The sequence below is a fragment of the Aquiflexum lacus genome, assembly GCF_015476655.1.
GTDB classification, from domain to species: Bacteria; Bacteroidota; Bacteroidia; order Cytophagales; family Cyclobacteriaceae; genus Aquiflexum; species Aquiflexum lacus.
In genome coordinates this window covers 23,443-38,469 of the sequence record NZ_JABFHF010000029.1, presented here as the reverse complement: position 1 = coordinate 38,469, position 15,027 = coordinate 23,443, and the positions used below count along the sequence as shown (strand labels likewise).

6 protein-coding genes are annotated in these 15,027 nt (G+C 41.9%); 5 read left to right on the top strand and 1 reads right to left on the bottom strand.

Annotation, left to right across the window (positions count from 1 at the left end; genetic code table 11):
- Positions 1-132: 132 nt before the first annotated feature.
- The 4 genes from gldJ (at position 133) to HMJ38_RS20355 (ending at position 9,407) form a co-directional block, all read left to right on the top strand.
- Entirely contained in the window at positions 133-1,359 is a 1,227-nt protein-coding gene (gene gldJ, locus HMJ38_RS20370; protein WP_194976287.1) for a gliding motility lipoprotein GldJ, read from the top strand.
- Positions 1,360-1,969: 610 nt separating this feature from the next.
- Positions 1,970-4,393 carry an alpha/beta hydrolase family protein gene (locus HMJ38_RS20365; protein ID WP_194976286.1) on the top strand — a complete coding sequence of 808 codons (2,424 nt, stop codon included), beginning with the start codon at positions 1,970-1,972 and terminating at the stop codon, positions 4,391-4,393.
- A 466-nt stretch (positions 4,394-4,859) separates the two neighbouring features.
- A complete protein-coding gene (locus tag HMJ38_RS20360; RefSeq protein ID WP_194976285.1) occupies positions 4,860-5,747 on the top strand; it encodes an ABC transporter ATP-binding protein in 888 nt (295 codons plus the stop codon).
- 3 nt (positions 5,748-5,750) lie between these two features.
- The gene (locus HMJ38_RS20355) at positions 5,751-9,407 is read left to right on the top strand and encodes an ABC transporter permease/M1 family aminopeptidase (RefSeq protein WP_194976284.1); all 3,657 of its coding nucleotides are present in this window, start codon (positions 5,751-5,753) and stop codon (positions 9,405-9,407) included.
- Positions 9,408-9,981: 574 nt separating this feature from the next.
- On the opposite strand, the gene HMJ38_RS20350 is transcribed toward HMJ38_RS20355, so the two are convergent.
- Positions 9,982-10,920: an SMP-30/gluconolactonase/LRE family protein gene (locus HMJ38_RS20350; protein WP_228780173.1), complete on the bottom strand. Its 939-nt coding sequence runs from the start codon at positions 10,918-10,920 to the stop codon at positions 9,982-9,984.
- 165 nt (positions 10,921-11,085) lie between these two features.
- Between HMJ38_RS20350 and HMJ38_RS20345 the strand changes: the two genes are divergently transcribed.
- A complete protein-coding gene (locus HMJ38_RS20345; protein WP_228780172.1) occupies positions 11,086-14,964 on the top strand; it encodes a RecQ family ATP-dependent DNA helicase in 3,879 nt (1,292 codons plus the stop codon).
- Positions 14,965-15,027: the final 63 nt, after the last annotated feature.

The window sequence follows — 15,027 nt, the reverse complement described above, 5'->3', positions numbered from 1 at the left end:
TATTTGTATTATTTCCAACAATCACGCAAAAATCCCATTTTCTACAAAGGATGGTACAAAAAAAATAATTGTGTTAAGATATTAATGATTATATATTAGCGTTCTATTTGTGCATAAAAACACTTTAATACTATGGTTTTTAGAAATAACAAAACAGGCTTGATTTTAGCTTCTGCATTGATCATCGCAGGAGCATTCCTTAGTTCCTGTAACAAAACTCCAGGCTACGGCAGAAGGACTGCCGCCAAGCCGGGCAAGGCCAGCCCTACCACAGGTGCTGAATATAGCTTCGACGCTTCAAATGACAGTACTCAATTTTTGGTAACCAGATTAGCCAAGCAGGAGATCGGACCCAACCTCAAATACATACAAGGTGGACGTGCCGTCTTAGGTTCTCAGGAACAAGATGTCATGGCTTTCAGGGATAATGCTGAAAGAACTGTCACCATCGCTTCCTTCTTTATGGATGAGACTGAAATCACTAACAATGATTACCGTGAATTTCTTTTCTATATGAAGAAAAAGGTGAGTGCCGATTCCATCCAGAAATTGGAACCGCAGGAAGGTGTATGGGCAGGTGCATTATCTTACAATGATGTATATGACACATATTACTTCAGATTTCCTGGTTTCAATTTTTATCCTGTAGCAGGTGTTTCATGGACACAAGCTAATGTATATGCCAAATGGAGGACCGAATTTGTCTCTGACCTTATCCGTGAAAGAAATGAAATTGACAGTTCTTTTACTAAAAATCAGTTGATAGAAAGAGGTGTTGCCTTTGCGGAATACAGACTTCCAAGTGAAGCAGAATGGGAATATGCTGCTAAAGCCATGATTGGTACACAGTATATGGATGAAAATCAGGAATACGGAAGAATCTATCCATGGGATGGCAGGGGTGTAAGGAATCCTTACAATGTTAAAAGAAAAGGTAAGCAGGGTGATTTCTTGGCCAACTTCAAGAGAGGACGAGGTGATTACGCAGGTATTGCAGGTAGCAATTCCAATGACGGAGAAATCCTCCCAACTAACGTTTATGATTTTCCACCAAATGATTTTGGTCTTTACCATATGGCCGGAAATGTCAATGAGTGGGTTCAGGATGTTTACAGACCTCTTTCTTACCAGGATTTTGATGACCTCAATCCCTTGAGGAAAGATGGTATCTACGATGAAGAAGAAACTTATGGTACCACATTGATTACTGACGAATACAGAGTTTATAAAGGAGGATCTTGGAGAGACATGGCTTATTGGCTTGCTCCAGGTACAAGAAGATTTATCCATCAGGATTCCGCTACCAATCACATTGGGTTTAGATGCGCGATGATATCCATTGGTGGAGTAGGAAAATAATTGTTTGTGTTTTAAAAAAATTAAATAGGAGCCTCAAAAGGGTTCCTTTTTTTGTAGCTTACCTGAACAGATAAAAGCATTCTATCAAGTGAATGGTGGCTATTGAAAAAGACTTTGCCTTGTCACCTCGAGTTTCCAACATTTTGTAAATGTTCAAAATAGGGAATGACATTGGGCTGCTCCGAAATTCTGTCAATGGTAGTAATTAAAATTTCGCATTTACAGAAAGGAAAATGACATCAAGGCGGGCTGCAGACCTCTCCTGACGTCGAGGTGACAAGGCAAAGTTCTTTATAGTCTTGAATGCATTTTTCAGTTCAAGGGTATAAATCTCAAATTCTGTCATTGGTACCACAGGTCTTGTCCGCCATGGCGGAAGAGGTCTATACTCCCTTAGGTTTTAGATTTCTCCCTTCGTTCTAAAAGACAAAGAGAACCCATGGCACAATTAATCCAGCAAAAATATTCAAGATTACTTTTAAACTTTTCCTTGCCTATCTCCTAGGTTAATAACCACCCATCATCTTTAAAAAACCAAACACCCCAAAAATCAATTATATTAAGACAAGTTGAACTAATTTGTTTAACAACTAAGCTTAATAAAATTCTTATGATCAAAATATTGAATAAATTTATTTGCCCGGTCATTTGCTTCGTTTTTTTGGTAGGCATTGCACAGGCACAGGTAGCCCTTCCTTATCAGACTCCTCCAAAGGCAATCGCTGATTTGGTTGATGCACCTTTGACCCCAACAGTCAGTTTTAGCCGTTCCGGTGATTTAATGCTGCTTTTGGAAAGAGCGGACAAACCCTCCATAGAAGATTTGGCACAGCCTGAGCTTCGAATAGGAGGAATCAGGATCAATCCTGCAACAAATGGTCCTTCAAGATCAGGGAGTTTTTACAATGTCATTGTAAAAGACACCAAAACCGCTCAACAACAGGCCATCAAAGGCCTTCCAAATAACCCTAAACTAGGTGGTATTTCTCTTTCCAAAGACGAAAAATATGCAGCAGTTACCAATACCACGAATACAGGAATCAGCCTTTGGGTCGTGGATTTGACTACCTATGAGGCTAAAAAGTTGACAGATGAAATTGTCAATGCCACTTATGGATCTGCTATTTTCTGGACTCCTGACAATAAGATTTTACTGAAAGCTATAAACCCCAAAAGAGGTCCGTTGCCCATAGCACCTTTAGCTCCTTCGGGGCCGATTATCCAAGAAACATCCGGTAATGCTGCACCGTCGAGAACCTATCAGGATTTGTTGAGTAATCCTCATGATGAAGCTTTATTGGCGTATTTCATGGACTCTCAATTGATGCTGATTGACCTTCAAGGCAATAAGCAGGCGGTAGGAAATCCAGGTATGATCAAATCAGTTGACCTTTCACCCGATGGCAAATATATCATGGTGGATCTTATCCAAAAGCCATTTTCTTATTTGGTACCTGTTTCCCGTTTTCCTTATGATGTGGAGATTTGGGATATCAATGGTGATAAAGTGAAAACTTTGGCCCAAATTCCTTTGGACGAGGTAAGACCTACAGGCTTTGATGCCACAGTCACGGGACCAAGATCTATCAATTGGAGAGCCGATAAACCTGCAACGCTCTATTGGGTAGAAGCCCAAGATGGAGGAGATCCAAAAGTCAAAATAGATGAAAGAGAAATCATCTACATGCAAGATGCGCCTTTTACTTCAACTCCTAGTAAATTGGCTGGCATTGCTTACCGCTATAGAGGCATCTATTGGTCAGATGATAATTTTGCCTTGCTGAATGAGAGTTGGTCAGCAACAAGGCAGGTTCGTGTTCATAGAATTGATCCTTCCAATCCTAATGACAAGGGGACGGTGATTATTGAAAGATCCTCGGATGATCGCTACAATGATCCTGGAAGTCCGGTATTTACAGTCAATGATTTAGGGAGAAACGTTATTTTAAGAAAAGGAGATGATGTTTACATGACTTCCTCAGGAGGAGGCCCTGATGGTGACATGCCTTATCTTTCGGCCTACAATACCAAAACCAAAACCGAAAAAATCCTTTGGAAAAGTCAGGCCCCTTACTTTGAAAGGGTGGTCAAAGTGTTGAATGCAGACGCCACAGAATTTGTAACCCTCAAAGAAAGCACTGACTTACAGCCAAATTACTGGATTGTCAATACCCGTAAGCGAATTGCACCAAGGCAAATTACTGATTTTGTCCATCCTTACGAGTCTCTTAAAGGCATCAATAAATCCTTGGTGAAATACAAAAGAAAAGATGGATTGGATTTGTCTGCTACGTTGTATACTCCCGAAGGATATGACCCTGCCAAAGACGGAAGATTGCCCGTTTTGATGTGGGCTTATCCCAGAGAATACAAATCTGCTGCAGATGCTGCACAGGTAAGGGGTTCCAAGTATCAGTTTACCAGATTGAGTTGGGGCTCTCCGATTTATTGGGTAACCCAAGGTTATGCTATTATGGACCAAACCGAAATGCCCATAGTAGGCGAAGGAGATGAAGAACCGAATGACTTTTTTGTGGAGCAATTGGTAGCCAATGCAGAGGCAGCCATTGATTATATTGTTGGTGCCGGCGTTGGGGATAGAAGTAAAATAGCTGTAGGAGGGCATTCTTATGGCGCCTTTATGACTGCCAACCTGCTTTCTTATTCAGACTTATTTGCGGCCGGTATTGCCAGAAGCGGTGCTTACAACCGTACATTGACGCCTTTTGGTTTTCAGTATGAGCAAAGATCCTATTGGGAGGCGCCGGATGTCTATAATACCATGTCGCCATTTATGAATGCCAATAAAGTCAAAACACCAATATTGTTGATCCACGGTGAAGCAGACAATAACTCCGGTACTTTCCCCATTCAATCTGAGCGCTATTACAATGCCCTGAAAGGTCATGGTGCGACCACACGTTTGGTTTTCTTACCTCATGAAAGTCACGGCTATGCCGCCAAAGAATCCATTTTGCATACGCTTTGGGAGATGAATGCCTGGTTGGATAAGTATGTGAAGAATAGACCATAGACGTAAGATTTAAGAAGGAAGACGCAAGACTTAAAAACCGCTAAACCTTTGGGGTCTTTTTTAGACCCCGAAGGTTTTTTTGTTATTAAAGGCTTGAGTTAAGAACCAAAGTCCTGTCCCGATCGGGAAAGCAAAAACTAGAGCCAGAGGCTCTAAACTCAATGATCCGAAGCTACAAGCTTCGGAAAACCGGAATAGACAATAGGTTTAAGGTTTAAGACGTAAGACTTAAAAACAACTCATACACCCTCCAAGGTCAAATTCCTTGGAGGGTGTTTTTTTGCCTGCGGGTCATTGTGAATTACGATTTAAGCTAAAAGGACAAAAATTAAAAATGTCCGTTTTTGAATCATTAGCAAAATTATTTATTGTTAAATGGATTTTAAACGGATAAATTATATAGATTTAATTTTTTACACCTTATTTTGAACCTTAATTTGAAAATATTCACCACACCTTATTCAATATGGAACTTATAATTCAAAATCTTTCCAAGACCTATCCTAATGGAGTGAAGGCGCTCAACGACATTTCCTTACACATCCATCAGGGGATGTTTGGTCTTTTAGGGCCAAATGGGGCCGGCAAATCTACCTTGATGCGAACCATCGCTACCCTGCAGGACGCAGACTCAGGATCTGTATTCTTGGACGACCTCGATGTCTTACATGACAAACAAAGTCTTCGTGAAAAACTGGGCTACCTCCCGCAGGATTTTGGTCTATATCCAAGAATAACAGCTGAGGTCATGTTGGACCATATAGCTCAAATGAAGGGCGTAATCAATAAGTCTGAAAGAAAAGACCTCGTCAATTCGCTTTTGAACAAGGTCAACTTATATAAGGATAGAAAAAAGGCCTTGGGTACCTTTTCCGGAGGGATGAGGCAAAGATTTGGAATTGCACAGGCATTGGCAGGAAATCCTTCGCTGATTATCGTGGATGAACCAACGGCAGGATTGGATCCTTCAGAAAGGAACCGGTTTTACAACTTGCTGAGCGAATTGGGAGAAAATACCATTGTCATTTTATCCACACACATTGTGGAGGATGTAAGTACGCTCTGTTCTCAAATGGCAATTATTTGCCTCGGAGAAGTGCTTATGCAAGGAAAGCCCTCTGATGGAATCAGCGAATTGGAAGGACAGATTTATCAAAAGAGTATCGCTAAGGAAGACCTCTCTCAATATAAAGGTCAGTTTGATGTAATTTCTACCCAATTGAAAGAGGGGAAATTAAGTTTAAGGATAAAAAGCGAAACAGAACCCGGAAGTGGTTTTGTGCCGACAGTCACCAACCTGGAGGACGTGTATTTCAGTTACATTTCTCAAAAAGTGGACCCTATAACTTTGTAAGCCATGCAGGATTTTTGGAATATTTTCAAATTTGAAATCCGGTATAGGTTTTCCAGGCCGGCGACTTATGCCTATTTCGGGATGTTATTTGCCATTGCAATTTTGTTGTTTGGGGGAGGCTTTACTCCTGCTTCTGAAAAAGTCTATCATAATTCTCCTTATGTGATAGCCTCACTTCAATCTATCATTTCGATTTTTGGAGTTTTACTGGCATCAGCCATTATGGGTGTTCCCATTTATAGAGACTTGGAACACAAAACTGGAACATTTATGTTCAGTTACCCCCTTACTAAGTCGGCGTATTTTATGGGCCGGTTTTGGGGTTCTTTTGTAGTACTCCTGTTTATTACCACAGGCGTCATGTTCGGAATGTATTTCGGTAGTCTGATAGGTGCTGCCACAGGTTGGACAGAAGCTGGGCGCTATGGGCCGCATGTTTTGATCAATTATATACAACCTTGGCTGATTTTGGTGCTGCCCAATATGTGGATTGCCGGAACGCTTTTCTTTGCCCTGATTATTTTTACACGAAATATCAAATCCATTTATTCCGGAGGAATTGTATTGTTTATTGCTTATTTGTTTTCCAGTTTTTTGGCACAGGATATAGAAAACAAAGACCTGGTTCAGCTGCTAGACCCTTTTGCCCTGAATACCTTCAATTACGAAACGAGATATCTGACTCCTTTCGAGCAAAATACATTTATACTACCGCTTCAGGGCAACCTGTTGTTGAATAGAGTGATTTGGTCTTTGGCGGGATTGCTGTTTTTTGTGGCAGCTTATTGGAAGTTTAGTTTTACTTATTTCTTTCAGGAAAGAATTAAAGGCGCTAAAAAATCAGAAAAAGAGGAGGAGTATCAAGCACCTTCCCAAGTCAGGGTTTTCCCTGATTTTTCCCGGAAATATCAGTGGTTAAGTTTAGTGGCCTTAAGTAAAATAGAAGTAAGTAATATCCTAAAAGATATTTATTTCAGATCTATTTTACTTGGCGGTGGCATCTTCCTGGCATTGGATTTCTGGGTTGGCAATACGCTTTACAGTGTATCTAATTTTCCGGTTACCAGTTTTCTGATGGAGTTCAAAGGCTTTGACTACAACCTTTTTGTATTTATCATCATCGTTTTCTTTACCGGAGAATCCATCCACAGGAGTCAATCCTCGGGCTATGCGATTATCAGTGATACCTTTCCGGTCAAAGATGGTGTGATGTTGACTTCCAAGTTTTTGGCAATGGCTGCTGTTACTTTCATTTTAGCCATTATTCCCATTCCGGTAGGAGTTATAGTCCAAATATTGAAGGGATATTTTATGTTTGACTTTGATATTTATCTGATAGATAGCTTGTTGATCACCTATCCGGATTACCTCCAAATGGTGATGTTGGTTTTTGTGGTACACCTGATATTCAATAATAAATTTGCCGGTCATGCTGCAAGCATTGCGGTGTGGGTAGTGATTGGCCTGGTATTGGATTTGGCCAAGGTCAATTTTACCATGTTTAAGTTTTCTTACAAACCAAGTTTTATTTGGTCGGATATGAATGGCTTAGGTCATTTTGGCAAATCCTTATTTTGGTTTAACCTGTATTGGACAGCTTTTGGTCTGTTTTTGGTCTTGTTTTTCAGCATCTTCTTTACCCGTGGTTCTGAGACAAATTTTTCCAGTAGGTGGAAAATTGCAAAACAGCGTCTGAGTTCTCCTGTAGTCAAACTGTCTTTGGTTTTTCTTTTAATTACAATAGGTTCAGGCGCTTACATTTATCAATCAGTAGTGTATGATAATGGCTACCTGACTATCCGGGAGGGTGAAAAAAGAAGGGCTGATTACGAGAAACAATTGAAGCATTATCAGTTTATACCACAGCCTAAAGTAGTCTCGGTTTTTCTCACTGCTGATGTATATCCGGAAGAAAGGAAAGCGGATTTCAAATTGGACCTGACGATTGTGAACAAAACGGACAGTCCTATTGATTCCTTGCACATGCATTCCAATTCACTTTCCAATTTTGAAATATTACATGATGGAAAGGTATTGGACTATAGATTTCCTTTGAGTTACGACAAGCGAAAATTTGATATTTTAAATAAATTTGAGCAGAAGCATTGGTATAAAATCCTTCCCTTGCCTCAGACCATGCAGCCTGGGGACACCTTGCAGATTCAGGTTTTGGCCAATTTGGTGAATGAAGGTTTTCCCAATTCCGGATATGGAAGAGACCTTGTCCACAATGGGACCTTTACCAGTGCATTTTTGCCAAGCTTCGGCTATAATGAATCCTTGGAACTGAGTTCGGATGAAACCAGAAGAAAATATGATTTAGGGCCGAAGGATACAGATCTTCCAAAACATGATGATCCATTTGGATTGAGAAATCTGCTGTTTTCGCAGGATGCGGACTTTGTAAATTTTGAAGCAGTGGTAAGTACTTCTCCTGATCAAATTGCAGTAGTGCCGGGATATCTGCAAAAGGAATGGACAGAAAACGATAGAAGGTATTTCCATTTCATACAGGACACCCCTATACAGTATTTCTTTTCTATAGTATCAGCAGATTATGAAGTGCTGTTGGATGAAGTAGCGTTACCGGATGGACAAAAAGTAGCTATTGAAATTTATCACCATCCGAGGCATACCTATAACCTCGACAGAGGTTTGGCAGCATATAAAGATGGGCTGGTATATTTTTCAGAAAAATACAGTCCTTTCCAGTTCCGGCAAATGCGGATTTTGGAATTTCCCCGTTATGCAGGCTTTGCCCAGTCTTTTCCCAATACCGTTCCTTTTTCTGAAAGTTTCGGTTGGGTTGCCGATTTCAGCGACCCAAACAGCTTTGATTATGTGTATTTTGTAACTGCCCATGAGTTGGCCCATCAGTGGTGGGGACATCAGATTGCACCTAATTATACCAGGGGCTCAAATTTGATTTCAGAAGCTTTGGCTGAATATTCTGCTTTGATTTTGACCGAAAGGGCTTATGGCAAGGATAATATGAAGCGCTTTCTTAAAGATGAGTTGGATAGGTATCTCACGGGCCGTTCGTTTGAAAGTAAAAAAGAAAATGTCTTTATCAATGCAGACCGCGGATATATATGGTATCAAAAAGGTGCTTTGGTGCTTTATGCATTGAGAGATTATATTGGGGATGAGGCTATAGATTCGGCTTTGAAAGGTTTTGTAGCAGAGTTTGGGTTGAAAGAAACGCCTCCTTTTGCAGGCAGTTCTGATTTACTCAGGCATTTGACCCAACACACCCCTGATTCATTGCATTATTTTCTGGAAGATACTTGGAACAAAATTACCCTTTATGAAAATAAAGTGATAGAGACCACGGCTGAAAAGACCGGGGAGGAGGAGTACTTGGTCACCTTGATGGTTTCATCTCAGAAATTGTACGCGGACAGTCTCGGTCGGGAAACACCGGCAATTTATGATGGGGATTACTTGGACATTGGGATTTTTGCCAAAGAGGATAAAGATGAGAACGGCCGTAACCGGACCAATCCACTCTACATTCAAAAACATAAAATTGCTCCAGGAGAAACCAAGCTTCAGATCAAAGTTCAGGGGGGTATTCCTGTGAAAGCAGGAATTGACCCCTACAACAAGCTTATTGACAGAATACCCGATGACAATGTGGTGAATGTGAGCGTAAATTAGAAGACTAAACCTTTGGGGTCTTTTTTTGACCCCGAAGGTTTTTTTGCTAAAGAGAAGGATAGAACTGAGAGGTAATAGCTAAGGAGGACTGCTCCGATGTTTTTATTGGAGAGACAAAGCCGATCCCGAGTATCGGGGAAGCAAAAACTAGAGCCAAAAGCTCTAAACTCAATAATCCAAAGCTACAAGCTTCGGATAACGGATTACAAAAAACCTTCTTTTTTCAAATCTTTAAGAATCCCTTTAGCCAGCTTTCCTGGAAAACTACCTTGATATCCAAACGAAACCCAAATTGGCATATTTACACCTCTTTCAAAAAGATAAACTTGATGCTGTTTACATTGGCGATTTGTTCTCTTTGGATGAATAATTTTTCTGTCACCAAGAGGATAAAATCAATGCCATTTTTGTCAAGCAATTCCTGAAACTCTTGGTATTTATAAGCCTTGAAATCCTCAACTCCGATCCCGATGGTTATTGTTTAGAGGAGTCTATTTTCCGACCGATAGTTTTAATGTCTTATGTCTTGCGTCTTTTGTCTCATATCTCATGTCTCACATCTCCCATCTACCCCTCATTTCAAATTAACCTTCAACACATAACTATCGGCCGTCATAAAAAAGGTTTTTTCATCTGTGGAAAACGCACAGTTTGAGGTAGCCTCTCCGGTGGCGATTCTTGCCAGGGGTTTCCCTGCTGCATCAAATATCCACACCCCTCCCGGACCGGTGGCAAAGATAGTCCCCGAACTGTGGACCTTCATCCCATCGGGCAATCCCTTGTAACCTTCTTTGCCCACATAGGAAGTGGCGTCGAAGAAAAGGCTACGGTTGTGGATAAGTCCGTTTTCTCCAACTTCATACTTGAACCAAACAGCTTGGTCAGGATCGGAATTGGCCAGATAGAAATATTTTTCATCCGGACTAAATGCCAGACCATTCGGCCGGGAAATGCTGTCCAAAAGCAGTAATTCCCCATCCGTTTTCAGACAATAGATTCCCTGAAAATCCAACTCCTTGGCCGGGTCATCCATATTGAACTCCAGGCCATAAGGGGGGTCTGTGAAGTACATATTTCCGGCCTTGTCAAATACCACATCATTAGGACTGTTGAGCCTTTTTCCTTGATAGTTATCCACAAGGGTCATAAATTTTGATTGAGGTTGGTCCAAGGGACTGTCCATCCTCGCCATTCTGCGGTCCCCATGTTGGCACATGACCAACCTGCCCTGAGGGTCCAGAGTCAGGCCATTGGCACCGACTTCCCCGCCTCTTTGGGTTTCTCCGGTGTAGCCCGAAGGTTTGATATAAATACTGCTTTCCCCATCCTTTACCTGATAGATGGCATTATTGGGGATATCGGTAAAGATCAAAGTTTGGGTCTCCTCCAACCAAAGCGGCCCCTCAGTCCAGGCATGGCCTGTGGATAAGATTTCCAGTTTGGCTTCCGGGTCCAGGATTTCCAATATCTTTTGGTCAAAGATTTCTATAAAGGCATCTTGTTTGTAATTCATATCGGTTTGGGTTTTGGTGCAGGAGAGGATTAAAATAATAAGAAGACCAAATGGGATTCTGTTCATGGTTATGGATTATATTGGTGAAGTTCTCAACTAAAATAGATATTATTGTGCGCATTGACTGCATCTATCCATTAACAAACTGTAATTCAATTTACATGAATGAGTGAATCAATAAATAAGATTAATTTCATAGATATTGAAGTTGAACCCAATAGTGGCAAGATATTGGATTTTGGGGCAGTTAATGCCAATGGAAATTCGTTCCATTCCCAAAATCTGAATGAATTTCTGAAATTTATTAAAGGTACGGGATTCGTTTGCGGCCACAATATTTTTGGACATGACATCATTTATTTTGAAAGGATAGGTATTAAATTTCCCAAATTCATCGATACCCTTTACCTATCACCCCTGCTTTTCCCCAAACAACCCTACCACCATCTGGTCAAGGATGACAAGCTTCAGTCTGACAGCATCAATAATCCATTTAATGATGCCCTAAAAGCCAAAGCCCTGTTTTTTGACGAACTCAGTGCATTCAGGTCTTTAAATCCAGGTGTTCAGGATATTTTTTATGCCCTTCTACATCATATAGATGCCTTTAAAGGTTTTTTTGAATTCCTGGATTTCAAGAAGTCTGTGGATAACCCTGCGCAAATGATCTGGGAAAGATTTGAAGGAATGCTCTGCACCCATGCAGATTTGGGAAAGTTGGTAAATGAAAAACCCCTTCCATTGGCCTATGCCTTGTCACTTATCCACAGTGGCGACCGCTACAGCATTACTCCTCCTTGGGTTCTTCGGCAATTTCCTGAAACAGACCGCTTGATGACTCTGCTTAGGGGCCGACCCTGTTTACAGGGTTGTACCTTTTGCAATGAAAAGCATGATATCCATGTGGGATTGCAACAGATTTTTGGTTTTGACCAATTCAGGTCTTATGGCGGTGAACCATTGCAGGAAAAGGCAGTGCAAGCTGCCGTGGATGGAAAATCCCTTTTGGCTATTTTTCCCACAGGAGGTGGGAAGTCTATCACTTTCCAATTGCCCGCGATGATGGCGGGAAGAAACGAAATGGCACTGACGGTGGTCATTTCCCCCTTGCAGTCCCTGATGAAAGATCAGGTGGATAACCTCGAAACTTTGGGCATCACCGAAGCGGTTACCATAAATGGCCTCTTGGACCCCATTGAAAGGGCCAAGTCCTTTGAAAGAGTGGAGGACGGTTCGGCCTCCCTGCTGTATATTTCTCCTGAATCCCTGCGCTCCAATTCCATTGAACGGCTTTTATTGGGCAGAAAAATCAACCGCTTTGTCATCGATGAGGCACATTGTTTCTCTTCTTGGGGACAGGATTTCAGAATTGATTACCTGTATATCGCTGATTTTATCCGTTCGCTCGAAAAAAGGAAAAGATTGCAGGATCCCATTCCCGTTTCCTGCTTTACGGCCACTGCCAAACAAAAAGTAATTGAAGATATCCGAAGCTATTTTAAGGAAAAACTATCTCTCAACCTTGAAATATACCGCTCCACAGTTTCCCGGACCAACCTGAAATTTGAGGTGGTAGAAAGAAACAAAGAGGAAGAAAAATTTGCCGCTCTCCGTGACTTGTTGGAGGAAAAGCAATGTCCCAGTATCATCTATGTCTCCAGGACCCGGCGGGCCTTTTTACTGGCAGAAAGATTGAACAAAGATGGATTCCAGGCCCGGGCCTATCATGGGAAAATGGACAAGTCGGAAAAGACCGAAAACCAGAATGCTTTCATTGCCGGCGAAGTGGACATCATGGTAGCTACTTCTGCCTTTGGCATGGGCGTGGACAAAAAGGACGTGGGGCTTGTCGTTCACTATGAGATTTCTGATTCGCTTGAAAACTATGTACAGGAAGCAGGCCGGGCAGGCCGTGATGAAAACATTGAAGCAGATTGCTTTGTATTGTTTGACGAAGAAGACCTGAGCAAACATTTTATACTACTCAATCAGACCAAGCTCACCATCAAGGAAATCCAGCAGGTGTGGAAAGCCATCAAGGAACTGACACGATACCGTAAACAGGTTTCCAATTCTGCTTTGGAGATTGCCAGAAAAGCAGGTTGGGATGATTCCATTATGGATCTGGAAACCCGGGTGACCACGGCCATCGCTGCATTGGAAGATGCGGGATACCTTAAAAGGGGGCAAAATATGCCCAAGATTTTTGCCAGCAGCATTCAGACCAAAACTGCCCAAGAAGCCATATCCAAAATTGAATTGTCCACAATATTTTCTGAAAAGCAAAAAGAAAAAGCAGTCCGGATTATCAAAAAGTTGTTTTCTTCCAAAAGCCGAAAAAAAGCCCAAGATGAAGAAGCGGAAGCCCGTGTCGATTACATCGCAGACCATTTGGGCATGGTCAGGGAAGATGTGATCGAAATCATCCAATTGCTCAGGGAGGAAAAAATACTGGCCGATGCCAAAGACCTGAAAGCCTACGTCCGGAAATCTGAAAATGTAAACCGCTCCCTGGAAATCGTGGATTCCTTTGGACGCTTGGAAAATTTCCTCCTTCCACAGCTTTCCCAAAGGGCAGAAGTGTATAACCTCAAAGCCCTAAATGATTCCGCTGAATTGGAGGGATTGCAGGGAGTCACTCCTGCCCGTATCCGCTCGGTCTTCAACTATTGGAGCATCAAAAACTGGGTGAGCAAAAGATTTTCCAAAACCTCCAAAAACCATGTGGAACTGAAGTTGAACCTTCCTTTGGATGAACTGAAGGAGAAATTTCGTCAAAGGCATGAAATTTCGAAATTTATCATCCAATACCTTTTTGAACATGCAGATTCACCTGATAAAGAACTGCCGCTTTTTTCCGGAGAGATGTCGGTGGATTTTTCTGTACAGGAACTGAAAGTGGCTTTTGAGTTTTCTTCTAATCTTTTTGTAAAAACCTGTTCATCGGCTGAGGTGGAGGATGCCCTTTTCTACCTTTCCCGCATTGAGTCTCTCAAAATCGAAGGTGGATTCCTCGTCCTGTATAACAGACTGACCGTGGAAAGAACTACCGAAGATACCCGCTCCCGCTACAAGCAGGAAGACTATCAGAAGTTGGAGAAGTTCTACGAAAACAAGGTGCAGCAGATCCATATCGTAGGGGAATATGCCAAAAAGATGATAGCCGACTATCAGGACGCTTTGCGCTTTGTAGAGGATTACTTTCAGATGAATTATCCTGCGTTCCTCAACAAGTATTTTAAAGGCGACAGACAAAAGGAAATCTCTCAGAACATTACCCCTGCCAAATTCAAGCAACTATTTGGGGAACTTTCACCTGCCCAATTGAAAATCATCAAGGACAAGGATTCCAAGTCTATCGTGGTGGCAGCGGGTCCGGGCAGCGGCAAGACCCGCATACTTGTCCACAAATTAGCGGCTTTATTACTGATGGAAGATGTCAAGCAGGAACAATTGTTGATGCTTACTTTTTCCCGGGCGGCGGCAACGGAATTTAAAAAACGACTGATGGACCTGATCGGGAATGCGGCTCTTTATGTGGATATCAAAACCTTTCATTCCTACTGCTTTGACCTTTTGGGAAAAATGGGAACACTTGAAAAATCCGATGAAATCATCGCACAGGCCACCGTACTCATCCGTGAAAACAAAGCCGAAATCAAGGAAATCACCAAGACGGTTTTGGTCATCGATGAAGCTCAGGACATGAGTGCCGAGGAATATGCCTTGGTGGAAGCCCTGATGGATCAAAACGAGGAAATGCGGGTCATCTCAGTGGGTGATGATGATCAAAACATTTATGAGTTTCGCGGTTCAAGTTCTGTTTATCTTGAAAAGTTCATCACGGAAAAAAAGGCCATAAAGTACGAATTGGTGGAAAACTTCCGAAGCAAGGGCAATCTCGTGGACTTCACCAACCAATGGGTGGAAACCATTGACCATAGGCTGAAGCATACGCCCATCATGGCCAAGGACCAAAGTCCGGGGGAACTCCGATTGACCAAGCATGTGGGAGATTTTATGGTCAGGCCTTTGGTGGAGTAGATTTTATCCACGGACCTGATAGGCACAGTCGGGGTACTGACCAAAACCAATGAAGAAGCCTTT

Coding starts and splice junctions, on each gene's coding strand:
- gldJ (WP_194976287.1), top strand. CDS start 133: ATGGTTTTTAGAAATAACAAAACAGGCTTGATTTTAGCTTCTGCATTG.
- HMJ38_RS20365 (WP_194976286.1), top strand. CDS start 1,970: ATGATCAAAATATTGAATAAATTTATTTGCCCGGTCATTTGCTTCGTT.
- HMJ38_RS20360 (WP_194976285.1), top strand. CDS start 4,860: ATGGAACTTATAATTCAAAATCTTTCCAAGACCTATCCTAATGGAGTG.
- HMJ38_RS20355 (WP_194976284.1), top strand. CDS start 5,751: ATGCAGGATTTTTGGAATATTTTCAAATTTGAAATCCGGTATAGGTTT.
- HMJ38_RS20350 (WP_228780173.1), bottom strand. CDS start 10,920: ATGAATTACAAACAAGATGCCTTTATAGAAATCTTTGACCAAAAGATA.
- HMJ38_RS20345 (WP_228780172.1), top strand. CDS start 11,086: ATGAGTGAATCAATAAATAAGATTAATTTCATAGATATTGAAGTTGAA.